This is a genomic window from Anaerotignum lactatifermentans DSM 14214 (assembly GCF_900142265.1).
GTDB lineage: Bacteria > Bacillota > Clostridia > Lachnospirales > Anaerotignaceae > Anaerotignum > Anaerotignum lactatifermentans.
On record NZ_FRAH01000068.1, the window covers coordinates 1 to 16,674 of the forward strand.

General features: G+C 47.3%; 20 protein-coding genes and 1 pseudogene. 9 read left to right on the forward strand and 12 right to left on the reverse strand.

Annotation, left to right across the window (positions count from 1 at the left end; translation table 11 throughout):
• Positions 1–201, forward strand: a pseudogene (locus BUB35_RS14560) (IS110 family RNA-guided transposase); the annotation flags it as partial.
• A 191-nt stretch (positions 202–392) separates the two neighbouring features.
• Here the strand turns inward: BUB35_RS14560 and tkt are convergent.
• The 4 genes from tkt to BUB35_RS14580 form a co-directional block, all read right to left on the reverse strand.
• Positions 393–2,369: a transketolase gene (gene tkt, locus BUB35_RS14565; protein WP_072852934.1), complete on the reverse strand. Its 1,977-nt coding sequence runs from the start codon at positions 2,367–2,369 to the stop codon at positions 393–395.
• Between the two features lie 92 nt (positions 2,370–2,461).
• Positions 2,462–3,109, reverse strand: coding sequence for a fructose-6-phosphate aldolase (gene fsa, locus BUB35_RS14570; RefSeq protein ID WP_022253613.1), 648 nt, complete (start codon positions 3,107–3,109; stop codon positions 2,462–2,464).
• 228 nt (positions 3,110–3,337) lie between these two features.
• The gene (thrC, locus tag BUB35_RS14575; RefSeq protein ID WP_072852936.1) at positions 3,338–4,804 is read right to left on the reverse strand and encodes a threonine synthase; all 1,467 of its coding nucleotides are present in this window, start codon (positions 4,802–4,804) and stop codon (positions 3,338–3,340) included.
• Between the two features lie 136 nt (positions 4,805–4,940).
• Positions 4,941–6,281 carry an RsmF rRNA methyltransferase first C-terminal domain-containing protein gene (locus BUB35_RS14580; protein ID WP_072852938.1) on the reverse strand — a complete coding sequence of 447 codons (1,341 nt, stop codon included), beginning with the start codon at positions 6,279–6,281 and terminating at the stop codon, positions 4,941–4,943.
• Positions 6,282–6,467: 186 nt separating this feature from the next.
• Here BUB35_RS14580 and BUB35_RS14585 point away from each other — a divergent pair, with 186 nt between their 5' ends.
• Genes BUB35_RS14585 through BUB35_RS14595 form a run of 3 tightly spaced genes read left to right on the forward strand, consistent with a single transcriptional unit; the run spans position 6,468 to position 7,868 of the window.
• Positions 6,468–7,091 (forward strand): flavin reductase family protein, encoded by a 624-nt coding sequence (locus BUB35_RS14585; RefSeq protein WP_022364000.1) that lies wholly within the window; start codon positions 6,468–6,470, stop codon positions 7,089–7,091.
• Positions 7,092–7,130: 39 nt separating this feature from the next.
• Positions 7,131–7,361: a hypothetical protein gene (locus tag BUB35_RS14590; RefSeq protein ID WP_072852940.1), complete on the forward strand. Its 231-nt coding sequence runs from the start codon at positions 7,131–7,133 to the stop codon at positions 7,359–7,361.
• An 18-nt stretch (positions 7,362–7,379) separates the two neighbouring features.
• On the forward strand, positions 7,380–7,868 hold the full coding sequence (locus tag BUB35_RS14595) for a GNAT family N-acetyltransferase (RefSeq protein ID WP_072852942.1): 489 nt from the start codon (positions 7,380–7,382) through the stop codon (positions 7,866–7,868).
• A gap of 53 nt (positions 7,869–7,921) precedes the next feature.
• On the opposite strand, the gene BUB35_RS14600 is transcribed toward BUB35_RS14595, so the two are convergent.
• The 6 genes from BUB35_RS14600 to BUB35_RS14625 all read right to left on the reverse strand — a co-directional run bounded on the left by BUB35_RS14600 (position 7,922) and on the right by BUB35_RS14625 (position 12,870).
• Positions 7,922–8,611 carry a metallophosphoesterase gene (locus BUB35_RS14600; RefSeq protein ID WP_072852944.1) on the reverse strand — a complete coding sequence of 230 codons (690 nt, stop codon included), beginning with the start codon at positions 8,609–8,611 and terminating at the stop codon, positions 7,922–7,924.
• A gap of 12 nt (positions 8,612–8,623) precedes the next feature.
• The gene (locus tag BUB35_RS14605; protein ID WP_072852946.1) at positions 8,624–9,415 is read right to left on the reverse strand and encodes a GTP pyrophosphokinase; all 792 of its coding nucleotides are present in this window, start codon (positions 9,413–9,415) and stop codon (positions 8,624–8,626) included.
• A 73-nt stretch (positions 9,416–9,488) separates the two neighbouring features.
• Positions 9,489–10,034 (reverse strand): GNAT family N-acetyltransferase, encoded by a 546-nt coding sequence (locus BUB35_RS14610; RefSeq protein WP_072852948.1) that lies wholly within the window; start codon positions 10,032–10,034, stop codon positions 9,489–9,491.
• Positions 10,035–10,123: 89 nt separating this feature from the next.
• On the reverse strand, positions 10,124–10,480 hold the full coding sequence (locus BUB35_RS14615) for a heavy-metal-associated domain-containing protein (RefSeq protein ID WP_072852950.1): 357 nt from the start codon (positions 10,478–10,480) through the stop codon (positions 10,124–10,126).
• 20 nt (positions 10,481–10,500) lie between these two features.
• Positions 10,501–12,606 carry a heavy metal translocating P-type ATPase gene (locus BUB35_RS14620; protein ID WP_072852952.1) on the reverse strand — a complete coding sequence of 702 codons (2,106 nt, stop codon included), beginning with the start codon at positions 12,604–12,606 and terminating at the stop codon, positions 10,501–10,503.
• 18 nt (positions 12,607–12,624) lie between these two features.
• Complete coding sequence (locus tag BUB35_RS14625; protein WP_022253602.1) at positions 12,625–12,870, reverse strand: DUF6110 family protein; 246 nt, start codon at positions 12,868–12,870, stop codon at positions 12,625–12,627.
• Positions 12,871–13,010: 140 nt separating this feature from the next.
• Between BUB35_RS14625 and BUB35_RS14630 the strand changes: the two genes are divergently transcribed.
• From BUB35_RS14630 to BUB35_RS19100, 5 genes are all read left to right on the forward strand, one after another.
• Positions 13,011–13,394, forward strand: coding sequence for a metal-dependent transcriptional regulator (locus tag BUB35_RS14630; RefSeq protein ID WP_072852954.1), 384 nt, complete (start codon positions 13,011–13,013; stop codon positions 13,392–13,394).
• A gap of 138 nt (positions 13,395–13,532) precedes the next feature.
• Positions 13,533–13,814 (forward strand): DUF2325 domain-containing protein, encoded by a 282-nt coding sequence (locus BUB35_RS14635; protein ID WP_072852956.1) that lies wholly within the window; start codon positions 13,533–13,535, stop codon positions 13,812–13,814.
• 58 nt (positions 13,815–13,872) lie between these two features.
• Complete coding sequence (locus tag BUB35_RS14640) at positions 13,873–14,445, forward strand: DUF3793 family protein (RefSeq protein WP_072852958.1); 573 nt, start codon at positions 13,873–13,875, stop codon at positions 14,443–14,445.
• A 48-nt stretch (positions 14,446–14,493) separates the two neighbouring features.
• Entirely contained in the window at positions 14,494–14,910 is a 417-nt protein-coding gene (locus BUB35_RS14645) for a flavodoxin (RefSeq protein ID WP_072852960.1), read from the forward strand.
• Between the two features lie 197 nt (positions 14,911–15,107).
• On the forward strand, positions 15,108–15,257 hold the full coding sequence (locus BUB35_RS19100; RefSeq protein ID WP_153801604.1) for a hypothetical protein: 150 nt from the start codon (positions 15,108–15,110) through the stop codon (positions 15,255–15,257).
• A 20-nt stretch (positions 15,258–15,277) separates the two neighbouring features.
• Here the strand turns inward: BUB35_RS19100 and BUB35_RS14650 are convergent, their stop codons facing one another.
• Positions 15,278–16,231, reverse strand: coding sequence for a D-aminoacyl-tRNA deacylase (locus tag BUB35_RS14650; RefSeq protein ID WP_072852962.1), 954 nt, complete (start codon positions 16,229–16,231; stop codon positions 15,278–15,280).
• Positions 16,232–16,429: 198 nt separating this feature from the next.
• Positions 16,430–16,674: IS200/IS605 family transposase (gene tnpA / locus BUB35_RS14655; RefSeq protein ID WP_143185467.1), on the reverse strand; the 245-nt coding region annotated here is incomplete at its 5' end.

The window sequence follows — 16,674 nt, forward strand, 5'->3', positions numbered from 1 at the left end:
GAGCTCAGGAAAACCTTGTTTCAAGTAATGGATGCTTTGATTAAAACCAAGCCACAGGATGACCCTGTATATCGGTTTTTAGATAAGAAACGTGCTCAAGGTAAACCTTACTATGTCTACATGACAGCGGGTGCCAACAAGTTTCTAAGAATCTACTATGGTCGAGTGAAAGAATATCTTGCAACTCTTCCAGAATCCTAATTATCCACTACAATTTTCAGACCAGCACTGGTGTGGTGGTCTTATTTTGATACCCAATTTTCAACCTGTATAAAATTTTCAATGTTCTTTTAATTTAGCCTTGACTTTTTATTTGCAGGCTGTAAAAAAGGACGGCGAGACCCCTTCTTTTGGAAAGAGCCGTGCCGTCCCTTCATAAAATACAAAACTTCTTATTTTACAAGAGCCATTGCTCTTTCCACAACCTGTTCTACGGTGAAACCGAAATCTTTGAACAGGGTGCCTGCAGGTGCGGATGCGCCGAAACCATTCATGCAGATCACGTCGCCGTCCAGACCTACAAATTTATGCCAGCCAAAGTCTGCCGCTGCTTCTACAGCCAGTCTTGCGCGAACAGCCTTAGGCATAACGCTTTCTTTGTATTCGTCGCTCTGTTCTGCGAACAGTTCCCAGCAAGGCATGCTGATGACTCTTGCTTTCACGCCTTTTGCAGCCAGTTCGTCATAAGCTTTGTAGATCAGTTCTACTTCGGAACCGCTTGCCATGAGCAGTACATCAGGTGTACCTTCGCAGTCACGCAGGATATAAGCGCCTTTCAGAGCGTCTTTGCCGGTGCCTTCCAGTGCAGGCATGTTCTGTCTGGACAGGATCAAACCGGTAGGTGTTGTAGTATGTGTCAGTGCTGCATACCAGCCAGCTGCAGTTTCTCTGGTATCGCAGGGACGGAATACCATGTAGTTAGGCAGGCTGCGCAGCATTGCCAGATGTTCGATAGGCTGATGAGTAGGACCGTCTTCCCCTACGCCGATGCTGTCATGGGTAAAGATGCTGATCACAGGCAGACCCATGAGGGCTTCCATACGCAGACCAGCTTTCATGTAATCACTGAATACGAAGAAACCAGCGATATAAGGTCTTACGCCGCCGTGTACAGCCATACCGTTTGCCATAGCTGTCATGGCAAATTCACGGATACCGAAGTGTACGTTGGAGCCAGCTGGGTTTTCTTTGCTGTAGTATTCTCTGTCTTTCATAACAGATTTATTGGAAGGAGCCAGGTCAGCGCTGCCGCCAAACAGGTTGGGAACAACTTTTGCTACTTTCTGCAGTACTTTTTCGGAAGTTGCACGAGTCGCGATGTCGCCTTCATCTTTCCAGAAATCTTCGTCATTCAGCAGATCTGCTGCCAGCTTGTCGCTGTGCCACAATTCGTATTCTTTTGCCAGTTCGGGGTTTGCTTTTGCATATGCTGCAAACATTTCGTTCCAAGCAGCTTCTTTCTTTGCGCCTTCAGCTGCCCATGCTGCCATGTGTGCTTTGACTTCTTCGGGAACAAAGAAAGATTCTTCATAGTTCCAGCCCAGATTTTCTTTTGTCAGCTTGATTTCTTCTTCACCCAGAGGTTCGCCGTGAGCGGATGCTTTGCCCTGTTTGTTGGGTGCGCCGTAACCAATCAGTGTGTTTACTTTGATCAGGGAAGGTTTGTTTGTTTTCTTTGCTGCCGCAATAGCTGCTGCGATGGCGTCTACATCGTTGCCGTCTGTTACTTCTGCAACATCCCAGCCATAAGCTTCAAAGCGTTTCATCACATCTTCTGTGAATGCAACATCTGTGCTGCCTTCGATGGTGATTTTATTGCAGTCATACAGTACAATCAGTTTGGACAGACCCATTGTGCCAGCCAGAGAAGCTGCTTCGGAAGCAACGCCTTCCTGCAGGCAGCCGTCGCCGCACAGTGCGTATGTGTAGTGGTCAACCACTTTGTATTCAGGTGTGTTGAATTTTGCTGCCAGATGGCTTTCAGCCAGTGCCATACCAACAGCATTTGCGATACCCTGACCCAGAGGGCCTGTAGTTGTTTCTACGCCTGCTGTGTGTTTGTATTCAGGGTGACCGGGTGTCAGGGAATTTCTCTGACGGAAGTTTTTCAGATCTTCAATGGTCAGACCGTAGCCAAATACATGCAGCAGGGAATACAGCAGTGCGGAGCCATGACCTGCGGACAGTACAAAACGGTCTCTGTCGTCCCATTTGGGATTTGCGGGGTTTGCTTTCATTTCCTTTGCCCACAGTGCGTAAGCAGCGGGTGCAGCGCCCAGAGGCAGACCGGGATGACCGCTCTTTGCTTTCTGGATCGCTTCTGCGGAAAGGAAACGCAGGGTATTTACAGTCAAGTTATCAATATTCATATCGTTTTTCCTCCCATTTCGAAAATTGCCCTTTCAAAAAAGGGCAATTTTCATCAAAACATATTTTGGTTTCCGTTACAAAAAGATGTTTCTTATTTCTTGGGTACGCTTTCCCAGTCTTTCAGGAAACGTTCGATACCGATGTCTGTCAGAGGGTGTTTTGCCATCTGGATCAGTACATTGTAAGGGATGGTTGCGATGTGGCAGCCAGCTCTTGCAGCGTCGATGACGTGCAGAGGGTTACGGATGGAAGCAGCGATGATTTCTGTTTCGATGCCGTGGATATCAAAGATATCAACGATTTCTTCGATCAGAGTCATGCCTACGGAACCAATGTCGTCCACTCTGCCCAGAAAAGGGCTTACATATGTTGCGCCTGCTCTTGCAGCCATCAGCGCCTGTGTAGCGGAGAAAATCAGTGTTACGTTTGTTTTGATGCCTTCTGCTGTCAGGATTTTAACCGCTTTCAGACCTTCCAGTGTCATAGGGATTTTGATAACGATGTTTTTGTGGATTTTAGCCAGTTCTCTAGCTTCTTTTACCATGCCTTCATGATCCAGGCTGATAACTTCCGCACTGATGGGACCATCCACGATAGTTGTGATTTCTTTTACAACTTCTACGAAATCTCTGCCTTCTTTTGCAATCAGGGAAGGGTTTGTGGTTACGCCACAGATGACGCCCAGGTCATTCGCTTCTCTGATCTGATCCACGTTAGCGGTGTCGATAAACATTTTCATGATGCTTCTCCTCTTTCTTTGTATATGATTGTAAACAAGTTACCATTTGCACATAGGATGCTAGTTTTATTGTACTGCATAGAAAAGGCAAAAGCAACGGCTTTTCCCCACTTTTTCGTTTTCCGTCAATCTGCCCAAGGTCATAAGACAAGAGAAAAAATCTTTTGTTTGAAACACAAAAAAGAGTAACTGTCCTTACAGGAGGAACAGCCACCCTTTTTCATACTCTTATAACAGCCAGCCTTTTACAAAATCGGCAATGGCGTCTTTTTCGCAGACATTCTTGTGTCTGATTTCTCTTGTTTCAATGCCCCGGATAGGCGCAGGGATAGCCACGCCGCTGATGTTTTCCAATTCTTTCATCAGTTCAAAAGCGTCGCCCTCTGCATATTTTTCATCCAGCGCAGTCATAACGTCCTTGGTGAATTTGTAAGGGCTTGCGGTGGAAACGATGACCATAGGATTCTTTGTGCCGCTTTCTGCTCTGTATTTTTCCGCCGCCGCATAAGCCACTGCTGTATGGGTATCCATCACATAGCCTGTGTTTTTGTATACTCTGCGGATAGCGTCAAAAGTTTCCGCTTCATCAGCAAATTCCCCGGAAATCCGTTCTTCGGTGATTTCCGCTGTGTACTTCCCTTCTGCCTGCAAAGCAGCCATTTCCGCCTTTGTCTTGTCCTGTCCACCCATGTGGCACAGCAGACGTTCCAGATTGCTGGAAATGAGGATGTCCATGGAAGGAGAAACAGTTACATGGAAGGCGCGGTTTCTGTCATAAACGCCAGTGCGGAAGAAATCATACAGCACTTTGTTGTCATTGGATGCGCAGACAAAATGACCTGCGGGCAGACCCATCTGTGCCGCATACCAGCCAGCCAGGATGTCGCCGAAGTTCCCTGTAGGCACTGTAAAGTCCAAAGGTTCTCCCCATTTGATTTCGCCCATTTTCACAGCCTGAATATATGCCCAGTAGTAATATACAATCTGGGGCACCAGTCTGCCGATATTGATGGAGTTTGCGGAGGAGAAACGATAACCTCTCTTTTCCAGTTCGTCCGCCAGTTCTTTGTCCGTGAAAATCCGTTTTACAGCGCTCTGGGCATCGTCAAAGTTCCCTTTGATACCTACCACGCAAGTATTGTCCCCTTCCTGGGTAGTCATCTGCAGTTTCTGCACAGGGCTGACACCATCTTCCGGGAAGAATACCATGATTTTCACACCGTCCACGCCAGCGAAGCCTTCCAGCGCCGCTTTTCCAGTATCGCCGGAGGTAGCTGTCAGGATAACGATTTCCTCTTTCTGTCCCTGACGTTTTGCCGCTGTTTTCATGAGATAAGGCAGGATAGACAGCGCCATATCTTTGAATGCCAGTGTTCTGCCGTGGAACAATTCCAGATAAAGCATATCCCCTTTTTTCACCAGAGGTACGATTTCTTTTGTATCGAATTTTTCATCATACGCATGTTCGATGCAGTATTTCAGTTCTTCTTCCGTAAAGTCCAGATACAGCTTCAATACTTCATAGGCTAACTGCCGATAATCCATCCCCATGAGTTCTTCGGGAGTCTTGTCCATTTTGGGGATTTCCTTGGGAATATACAGACCGCCGTCAGGGCAGATGCCACGGAGGATGGCTTCTGATGCAGACGCGGTGATGTCTTTGTTTCTGGTGCCTATGTATGTTGTCACTGCCATATTCACTCGCCCTTTCTTTCCATGCAGATTTTCAAACAGAATTCATGATAGTTTTATTGTACGAATATTTTTCCATTTGTCAACCACAATCGTACATTTGTTTTTTATTGAAAGACAATTTTGTATTCTGTATTTCTTATTCCCATTTCCAACCTACGGCGTATTTGTTTTTCAGCCGTCCTTTCTGGGTCTTGCCCCAGCCTAAGGGGTAACCATCCACGCAAACCAGCGTCCAGCCGTCTTTTGCTTCCGGCGCTTCCAGTGTTTCCCCTTTCAGATAACGGATGACTCTCTCGTCAGAAAGAGACATGTCCAGCACGTTCTTCACTTCTTCTTTTTTCAGCCCCATGGCAAATGCCTGAGAAGGCTCAAACCGTCCTTTTTTCAATGTTCCCAGCTGCCAGCCGCTCCGCAGTACCCGCAGACCTTTGGTAGCAGGTGCCCCTTCCGGCAAAAGACACAGGCTGTCCCCGTAAATCTGAAATGTGCCTTTCCATTTGCCCGTAAGGGTTTCTTTGGCAAACTGGCGGAAAGGTTCCAGTTCTTTTTCACCAATGCTGGCTTCTGTGGGTGTACTGCATGGCGTTGGTTCTCCTGTTTTCTGCAGCAACGCCAGAAAATGCCCTTCCCCTTTGATTTTGTGAGGATAGAGCCGCACACATTCCGTCAACGGTTCACAACCCGGCACAAAGCCCCAGTTCTTTTCCAATGGAACCAGCGTAAATTCCGGATGATTGTCCAGAAATGTCTGGATACTGTCCTCGTTTTCCATTTTTGCAAAAGTACAGGTGGAATAGAGAATCATTCCCCCTGTTTTCAGCATGGAAGCGCAGTGTTCCAGAATATCCGCCTGCTGTTCTCTGCAAAATGTGAGCAATTCCTCGTTCCAGCTTTTCACCATATCCGGCTCTTTGCGGAACATCCCTTCCCCAGAACAAGGAGCGTCAATCAAAATCTTGTCAAAAAATCCGCCGAACCGTTCTGCCAGCTTTTTCGGCGGTTCACTCATGACAATGGCGTTGGTGATGCCGCTGATTTCCACGTTTTTCAAGAGTGCTTTTGCCCGTCCGGCACTGATGTCGTTGGAAATGAGCAGTCCTGTTCCTCCCAGTCTTGCCGCCAGCTGGGTGGTTTTTCCACCGGGTGCCGCACAGATATCCAGCACAAAATCTCCTTTCTCAATGGGGATCATGGCACCAGGTGTCATGGCGCTGGGTTCCTGCAAATAGTACAGCCCCGCGTGGTAATAGGGATGCTTGGCAGGACGTTCCCCTTCTGCGTAGTAAAATCCGCTTTCACACCATGGTACGGGGGAAAGGGAAAATTCCACTTTTTCTGCCAGTTCCGCCGGAGAAATTTTCAAAGTGTTTGCCCGCAGGCCGTAGAGTCTGACTTCCTCAAAAGACACCAGATACGCTTCGTATTCTTCCCCCAGCAATGCTTTCATTTCGTTGATATATGCCAATGGTAATTCCATGTTTTCCTCCTCGTTGTATGTCAACTGCTTCTTCTGCCTATCATCATACGCAAAAAAGAAAAGGGATGCAAGAATTGAACAAAAATTCAAACACCTTTTCTACGTTTTTTCGTCTTTACAAATATACCATGGTCGTATATCATAAATAACGTTAAAAATGACTTGGCAAAAAAAAGGAGGGCTCCCATGGAAAAACAGATCTGGAAACCGGGCACCGTATTGTACCCCGTCCCTGCCGTTATGGTATCCTGCGGCAATATGGAGCAGAAAAACATCATCACCGTGGCATGGACTGGCACCATCAATACCAATCCCCCCATGACTTACGTTTCCATCCGTCCTGAGCGTCACTCCTATGAGCTGATTAAGGAAAGCGGAGAATTTGTCATCAATCTGGTCACCAAAGACCTGACTTATGCCTGTGATTTCTGCGGCGTCAGAAGCGGCAGAGATGTGGACAAATTCACTGAAATGCACCTGACAGCCAAAAAAGGGGAAAAAGTAGACTGCCCCATCATACTGGAAAGCCCGGTCAACATTGAGTGTAAGGTAAAAGAAATTGTTCCTTTGGGCAGCCATCATATGTTCCTTGCAGAAGTGGTTTCCGTCAGCGTCAGCGAAAAATATTTCGACAAGACAGGGAAATTCCACTTAAACCGCAGCAAGCCCATCTGCTATTCCCACGGGGGATATTTCACACTGGGAGAACAGGTCGGCTCTTTCGGCTATTCCGTGCGGAAAAAGGACACACCCAAAACAGGAACCAAACAAAGAAAACGCCGCTCCGGCAAGAAACAGCGGCAGAAATAACAAAAGAGAGCGTATGAATTTTTAAGGAGGCGTATTATCATGCTGCAAATCACAGAAGTAAATATTTTTTCTTTGAGCAAAGACGAAGACGCATGGACCATCGAAGGGGAAATCATTTTTGAGGACGACCTGACCTCTGCTTTTGAAGCGGATTATCTGCCTGATGAAGATGAACTGGAAAACCTGTCTCTGGAATTGGAACTGGATGGTTTTGATACCAAAGTACTGAAAAATATGATCCTGGACGCAGCTAACGACTACGAGGACTGATACGGGAGGCGAGCAAGTATGAGCCTGACCATTTGTCCTGCCTATGACCGACCGGAAGAAGTCAAAGCCCTGTTTCTGGAATATACGGATTTCCTGCTGAAAGCCGATCCATCTTTTGCCGCTTTTCTGGAATTGCAGAATTACGACAGAGAACTGGATCATCTAGAGGAAAAATACGGGATGCCCAAAGGCAGACTGTATCTGGCGCTGGTGGATGATGCCATTGCCGGCTGCATTGCCCTGCGCCCCCTTTCGGATACGGAATGTGAACTGAAACGGCTTTATGTGAAAGATGCCTTTCGTGGTCAGGGCATTGCGGAGCATCTGGTGGAAAAACTCATTGACGACGCCAGAGAAATGGGCTACGATGCCATGCTGCTGGATACCCTGCCTTTTTTGAAGGGTGCCCTGCATCTGTATGCCAAACTGGGATTTCAAGAAATCCCGCCCTATAACAACAGCCCCATGGAAACATCCATTTTCCTAAAGCTGGATCTGCATCAATAAAATAAAAAGCGATTATGAAATCTTTCCTTGAGATTTCATAATCGCTTTTTTTGTTACAGAATCCGTTTTGGACAAAAATCCAGATAATCCGCCGCTACCAGTTCATAGAGGATGCCGTCCCGCTCGCCCTGCAAAGCGTTTTTGTGGTTTGCCGCTCCATGTAGGTGCCCATAAACCACCCGTTTCACCGGATATTCTCCCAGAATCTCCGTAAAAGCCGACGGCTCCCGTTTTTCATTGACCGGCGGAAAATGCATCATGACGATAATATCCTCCGCCCCTGCTTTTATGGCAGCATCCAAAGACAGCCGCAGGCGAATCTGCTCCCGTTTATAGATTTTCTCATCCTCCGGCGTAAAACTGCGCTCATTGGGACAGAGCCATCCTCTTGTGCCGCAGATGAAACTCTTTTCCCAAGGCACAGCATCATTTTTCAGAAACGCCATCTCCGGATATTGTCCTGCCAGACGGCTGGAGGATTTCCACCAATAGTCATGGTTGCCGGAAAGCAGAATCTTCCGTCCCGGCAGACTGTCGATGACATCCAAATCCGCCGCCGCTTCCGGCAGACGCATGCCCCAGGAAATATCCCCCGGCAAAAGCACCGTGTCTTCTTCTGTTACTTCCCGTTTCCAGTTTTCTATGATTTTTTCACTGTGATTTTTCCAGTTTTCTCCGAAAATATCCATGGGCTTGCTGACGGCAAAGCCGAAATGCAAATCCCCAATGGCAAATAATCCCATACAAATTCCTTTCTATACCCGATACATTTCTGCCATGATATTCAGCTTTTCGTTGAACTCCTTCAAAGCTTCCATGTCATCGCCGTTCCAAAGACGGATAAATTCCTTATTGATTTCGTTCATATCATCCAGTTTTGCCACAAAATATAAATTCTGTATATTTTCCAGAATATTGGCTACCAGATTGTTTTTGATTTCATTGAGCCGCTGGGCGTTGGTGATTTCCTCCCGGATGGTTGCCATTTCCTGATCCAGATGGAAAGCCGCTTCAGCACAGTTTTTCAGTCTGTCCTGCAAATCCTGAGGAATATTGCCGCTATATTTATACCGCAGGGAATGTTCCGCCGTTGCCCAGAAATTCATGGCATTGGTACGAATCTGAATTTCCGCAGGCACAGTCTTTTCCCCCAGTGCCGTAAAGAGAGGGTAACGGATGATCATATGATAGCTGCGGTAACCGCTGGGCTTTGTGTTGGTGATGTAGTCCCGCTCCTCAATGACAGTCATATCCTTGCGCTTGCGCACCATTTCAATGACCTTAGGAATGTCCTCCACAAACTGACAAAGGATACGGATGCCCGCAATATCCTCAATTTCTTCTTCAATTCTATCCGGCGAAATCTGTTTTCTGCCTGCTTTTTCCAATATGCTGGCAGGACGTTTCAGCCGCCCCGTTACGGAGTCAATGGGCGAATAAATGCCCAGCTGTCTGCATTCTTTGTCCAGACTGCGAAACTTTAACAGCAGTTCGTCTACGGTCTGGGCATAAGGATAGAGCAATTCTTTCCAGTTGATGATTTCCACGTTCTCACCCCATTTTCTTTTCTGCCTTTATTATACGATATGAGGCAGGTTTCGGCAATGGACGGACAAGACCTTATGAGGAAAGTCCCTGTCTTTTTTCGTCATATTCCGCCTTTGTGACAGAATAACAGCGAAAATCCTGTACTTTGCCGTCAAAGCGTATCTGTGCCTGCCGCAAAGTGCCTTCGTATACAAAACCGCATTTTTCCAGCACCTTTGCAGAAGCGGGATTGTCCGGGTAACATGTGGCAGTAATGATGGAAAGATTCAGCAAGTCAAAACCATACACCAGCACCGCTTCCACCGCTTCTGTCATGATGCCTTTCCCCCAGCAGTCAAAAGCCAAGGAATACCCTATCATTTTCGCTTCTGCGTTTTCCCGTTTGTTATCATCCACCAGACCCACGGTACCAATGAGCCTGCCCTCCTGCTCTATGGCAAAAACGTGTGGCTCCTTCAAAAATACCTGTTCCAGTATCTCCCGGCTTTCTTCCAAGGTTTCATGGGGTTTCCAGCCAGCCCTAGGTCCAACGGCAGGATGACTGCAATAAGCAAAAAGCCCCTCGGCGTCCTGTTCCGTCAAAGGACGCAGCCGCAAACGTCTTGTTTCCAGTTCCATGTCCATCCCTCCTTTTGCCTTATGATACCATAGCTTCTTCTCAAAAAGCAAAAGCCGCTTTTCTTCTGAAAAAGAAAAACGGCTTCTGTTTATATCTTTGGGTGATACCCGGCTTTTTCCACAGCGGCACAGAGCTTCTCCACAGGAATCTGCTCTTTCTGCCGCACCTTTGCCCGTTTCTGTTTTAGGTCTACTTCCGCCCATACGCCATCTATGGCGTTTAAGGCGTTTTCTACCCGTTTGGCGCAGTTCTGACACGTCATGCCCTCTATTTCCAGCATCACATGATAGCTGTAGTGGTCGGGGTTTTTGTCAACTTTCCGGGGCTTTGGTACGTCACCGCCTCCGCAGCAGCCGGACGTCAATTTTTTGGAATAACTTTTGACGGAAATGACAACCACAATCACCAGCAGTGCTGTCAAAACCGCCGTTGCCACACTTCCCATAAAAAGCCTCCTTTCTGCCCTCAGGCAGTCTGTTCTTCTTTCCCCCTTGGCAGCAGCGGACGCATACTAGTACCGCTGATGGCAACGGTAGAAAGGTTATGGAAGAAAGCGGAAACCGTAGGCTGCAAAATGCCTGCCAGTCCCAGCAAAAGCAGAGATGTATTAAATCCAATGATTGCCTTGTAATTTCTGGAGATGCGTCCCATGAGCGCCTGACTTAAGTGACGCAGTGTCACCAGCTCCCACAGTTCCCCAGAGAGCAGAGCAATATCTGCCACTTCTCTGGCTAAGTCTGAGGCGTCCTTCATGGCAACGGACACATTGGCAGCGGACAAAGCCGGAGAATCGTTGATGCCGTCCCCTACCATAATGACCGTTCTGCCTTGGGCTTTGATTTCTTCCACTTTTGCCGCCTTATCCTCCGGCAGCACACGGGCGTAATATTCTGTGATGCCCAGCTGCTGGCAGGCAGTACGGGCTGCTTTTTCCCCGTCACCTGTCATCATGATGATATGCTGGATGCCCGTCTGCCGCAGGGCTTCGATGACTTCCGCCGCCTCCTGACGGACGGGGTCATGAATAAAGATAGCCCCTGCCAAATCCTCACCGATGGCAAGATAAACCCCAGAGTCTGTACTGTCCACAGCGTCCAGTTTTTCCCTGTCAGCCTCTTTCAAGGGAATGCCCTCATCCTCAAAAACAAAGTGAGGGCTGCCAATAACGACTTTTTTGCCTTCCAATTCCGAAGCGATACCATGAGCAACCACATACTTCACTTCCGCATGGCGTTCCTCATGGAACAGACCTTCTTCCGCCGCCTGTCTGACGATGGCGCGAGCCACACTGTGAGGGAAATGTTCTTCCAGACATGCCGCTGTCCGCAGCACTTCATTCCGTTCATAATCCCCAAAGGCAATGACCTGAGAAACCTGAGGACAGGCTTCCGTCAAAGTGCCTGTCTTGTCAAAAATAATGGTATCTGCCGCACCAAAGGCTTCCAGATGTCTGCCGCCTTTGACCATCATCCGATGGTTTGCCGCTTCCCGCATGGCGGAAATGACAGCAATGGGCGTTGCCAGTTTGATGGCACAGGAGTAATCCACTGTCAGAATTGCCATGGTCTTTGTGGTGTTTCTGGTGAGCAGGAACACCGCTGCCGCTGTCAGCAGATGATAAGGGACAATCCGGTCTGCCAGTCGTTCCGCTTTCCCCTGCACATTGGCTTTCAGTTCTTCCGAAGCGGCAATAAGGTCCATGATTCGCTGGATACGTGTCTGGGCATTGACTGCCATGACTTCCACAGCCACAGAGCCTTCCTCTACCAATGTTCCGGCGTAGACCATCGCCCCTTCTGCCTTCCGCACTGCCAGCGGTTCTCCTGTCATGGTTGCCTCGTTTACCATGGCTTCCCCTTCCCGGACTTTGCCGTCAATGGGAATCATGGTGCCTGTGCGAATGCGGAGCAAATCCCCCGCTTTCACATCAGAAAGGGGAATCTGCACATCTCCCTCCGGCGTTACCAGCCAAACTTTATCGATCTGGATGGCAAGGCTGGCAGAAAGAGCGGTTTCTGTCCGTTTTCTGGTGTAGTCCTCCAGAATATCCGAGAAGGACAGCAGGAACATAATAGACGATGCCGAGGAGAAGGAACGCTTCAGCATGGAAGCGCCAATAGCTGCCGCATCCAACACATTTACATTCATGCGCCCATGGAGCAGGCTTTGCAGTCCATGCCACAGGAAAGGCACTGCTCGCAGACAGGTCTTACAAATCTGCAAGGGCACTGGCAGCAGCAGTTTTTCCGCCGCCCGCCGCAGTACCATACTGCAAATTTTTTCCTGAAACCGCAGGTCAATAGCCTGCACATCTTCTTCCCCTGTAGGCTCCACTTTGGGGATATCTGCCCGACGCAGCTTTCCTACCAACTCCAGCAGATTTTCTTTTGCAATTTCCTTGCCATAGTAAATGAGGATACTGCCGTTCTGGGCACAGGTACACACCCGTTCCACGCCACTTTTCTGCCGCAAAAGACTGGCAATACCCCATCCTTCTTTCTCGGAAAAGGCATGCTGTCCCAACCGCAGACGAAGCCTGCCGGGACCGTCATAGCAAATGGCATATTTCATATAACATGCCCCCGCTTCTTACTGTTCGCAGTCGCACGCTTCGGCAGCCTGCTGTTTTGCGTCAAAGCAGATGTCTTCCGCTTCTTCTTTGATGTTTGCGAAAGTAGCCTGTGCATCTTTGTGCAGCTTCATGGCCTGTGCCACAGCGTTCACAGTCACTTCGCGGGTCTTTTTGCTCTTGAGAATTTTGCCGCCTACCAGCGCTGCGGCGATACCGCCCAAGAACACCCATTTTCTGTCACATTCCAAACAATTTTTCCACATGATTCATTCCTCCAATTCTAATTATTCAATGCTTACTCCACAAGTTTACTATTGCTAACTTTTGTTGTCAATGACTATTTACAAAAAATGGTGTATCCTTTTGAAAGAAGGATGATGAGAAAAAGGTTGGTGTGACACATATGAAATTACAGGAATCTGGAGAAAATTATCTGGAAACCATTTTGATATTGGAAAAAAGAAACGGCATCGCACGCTCTGTGGATGTAGCAACGGAATTGGGCTTTTCCAAGCCCAGCGTCAGCCGCGCTGTCAGCATATTAAAAGAAGGCGGCTATGTGACCATCGGCAATATCGGCCAGCTTCTGCTGACAGACAAAGGCAGACAGGTGGCACAAAACATCTACGACCGCCATTGCTTCATCAAAGAATGCCTCATGTTTTTAGGTGTCAGCCCGGAAACAGCAGAAGCTGACGCCTGCCGTTTAGAGCATGTTCTCAGCGAAGAAACCCTCTCCTGCATGAAGGCACACTATGAAAGTCATATGGCAGAGCAGAAATCATAAAATATTTTTCAAAAATCCTATTGACAGTCTATGAAAAACGTGATAGGATGTATCCAGAAGTTAGCAAACGCTAACTATTAATTTTGACACAAAGTTAGCTATGGCTAACAATTGTAAATAACAAAGGAGGTTCTGCACATGAGCGTTGTTATCGTGGGCGGTCACGACCGCATGGTTCGTCAGTATATGGACATCTGCAAGAAATTCAACTGCAAAAGCAAGGTGTTCACACAGCTGCCAGGGAATTTCCGTTCCCAGATTGGACAGGCAGATTTGATTATTCTGTTTACTTCCACCGTTTCTCACATCATGGCAACAGGTGCCGTACAGGAAGCGGAAAAAAACAACATTTCCATTGCCCGTTCTCACAGCAGCTCATCTTCTGCCCTGAAACGTATCTTGGCAGAACACTGTTGTTGATTTTTACTTGTCGGTTAGCCACAGCTAACCAAAAAGATTCATAGAAAGGAGGATTCCCATGTCCGATTTTGAAGCGGAACTGATCCATCACGCAGCCCCTACCCTGCTGGGCAGAAAGCAATCCAATCTGTTTTCCCTGCCTCTTTCCCTTTTGCCCAAGTGCAAAGAAGAAATCGCTCTTTATGGCAAAAAGTTAGCGGAGAAAGGCATTTGCATCGTATATCTTTATAGTTTTAAAAACCGTGTATTCATCATGGTTTATCGTCAAAATGCCATGATGCGGTATCTGCGGGTACCCCATGTGCGGGATTATCTCATTTCCCTTGGCTACCCTGCCCGTATCGGCAAAAAAGATGCCATGACACAAACACTTGCCCATCTGCGCAAACGGATGCAGGCAGACGGTGATTTTCCCCATGAAATCGGCTTTTTCCTGGGTTATCCCCCTGCCGACGTATTTGCTTTCATGCGTGAAAAAGGTCAAAATTACAAATGCGTTGGATTTTGGAAGGTTTACGGCGATGAAAAACGGGCACTGCGCATTTTCCAGTGCTATCGTGACTGCCGTGACCAGATGATGGAACAGGTAACTGCAGGCTCGTCTATTCTTTCCCTCTTAGGCGCAGCCTGACCAGATACATATTTTTCAGAACTTTTTTTCAAAAAAAGGAGGACAATTATGAGTAAAATTGCTGTAATCTATTGGAGCGGCACAGGCAATACTGCTATGATGGCAAATGAGATTGCCGCTGGTATCGGCTCTGATGCTGAAGTGTTTTCCGTAGATGCGTTTCATGGCAACGTAGCAGACTATGACAAAATTGCTTTCGGCTGCGCGGCTATGGGCGATGAAGTGCTGGAAGAAGCGGAATTCGAACCTTTCTTCTCCGCTGTGGAAGGCAGTCTGAAAGGCAAAAAAGTTGCCCTGTTCGGCTCTTACGGCTGGGGCGACGGTCAGTGGATGCGCGACTGGGAAGACAGATGCACAAAAGCTGGCGCAAACCTCTTTGACGATGGTCTGATCCTCTGCGGCATGCCCGACGCTGACGGCAAAGCAAACTGCAAAGCATACGGTGAAAGATTCGCCGCTTATTGATTTCCCTTTACACACCCTAATATGGAGAAATCCTTGACATTTTCTGTAATACATTATCCATAAAGAATACACCAATCCTTCTGTATTCTATAATAAAACACACATACCTTCTTACACAAAAAGGCTGTGAAACTTCGGTTTCACAGCCTTTGACTATCAAAAACTAAATTTTACTTTTTTCAAGGAAGCAGAAGGGCTTGGGAAACGAAGTGTTTCCCAACTGGAATCCGCAGTCGGAATTCACTTCCGACGAGGAAAAGGCGAAGTTTCAAGGCTTTTTAGCCGATGGAATTTCGCCTTTATGCTTCTGTCTACTCGTCAAAGGCTTGAATGAAATGAGCCTTTGACGACAGCTCTCTTTTTATCCTTATTTTGTCCATTCCAGTTCTGCCGGTGTACGCAGTTTCTGATGTTTGTAAATGGGAATCTGATATTTTGCCCCCAGCGCTCTCACCAGGTCTTTGTAGCAGCCTTTCATTTTATCATGGAAGAAGATCGCTTCCACGCCGCCGTCGATGGCATCAATGCAGTCACTTGCCCGCTGGATGCCTGTTTCATCCTCATAATGACCGGATACCAGCCACTGGTTCGCCAGAATATGGGTCACCCCAAAGGTTTCGTCCTCGCCCCACTGGGTGAACACAGCTTCCGCAAAGTTGGGCTCAAAGTGTACGCCGCCTACGCAGAGAATTTGATGGACTTTCTTGCCATCGTCCTCAAAAATCTGTGTCAAAGAACGTGCCAAGGCTCTTGCTGCCTCTTTGTTATTCCAGCTGTCTGGCTCGCTGCCTACTTCAATATCCATCATTGCCACAGGAAATTTTGTCAGCAGGGTAGGATCTCCTTCGCCGTGGTATACACCAGACCAGTGAGTGGCTTCTGTTGCCACATGGTAGTCCTCCAGCCCCAATTCTTTCCGGTTCTTTTCCACTGCCAGCATGAGATTCCGCATGAGTCTGGGTTTTGCGGCACCGAATACGCCAGAAGGCAAATCCCCCAGAGAATGTACCGTCAGCACTTTTTCCGGCGCACGCTCCCCTTCATGCCATGTAACCATACCAGATACATCACAGTCAGCAAAATACTTGTTCATGTCCGGCAGATATTTATTGTAGTCCAGACAGATGGCTGTCTGTGTGGGTGCAAAATAAAAGGTGTTCCCTGCCTGATCTTCATAAGCCATGACTGGGTTCCCGTCAAAAATCATATCTGTTTCTTTCTGCAAAAAGCCTTCTTCCTGCAGACAGTCCCACACCAGATAGGACACATATCCAAAATCACGATTCACATTGATAAAATAAACTGCTTTTTTCCCACTCATAAGAATGACCTTCTTTCTTTTGTATAAATATAAAAACAATTTGATGTTTATTATATTCCTTTCTTTTCCTTTTGACAATGATTTTTCAATCATAACCACGCCTAAAAGACGTGGTTTGCACTAGCCCTATAAGGGCTTATTAAGAGCCAGCGCCTAAATGACGCTGGCTTTCACTTCGTTCAAGCTTTGGTGGTATGATTATCTGCTACCCTTAAAAGGGTCTTCATACTCTTTTGTATTCAACTTATCTTCAATTTGATCTTGTTTTTCCTGTTCTCTGATATATTTTTGAATCGTTGCTGTATTTAAACCGACTGTACTTACATAATATCCTGTTGCCCAGAAATTCCTATTTCCGAATTTATACTTCAGATTTGCATGACGATTGAATATCATCATTGCACTTTTTCCTTTTAAGTATCCCATAAATTGTGACACACTCA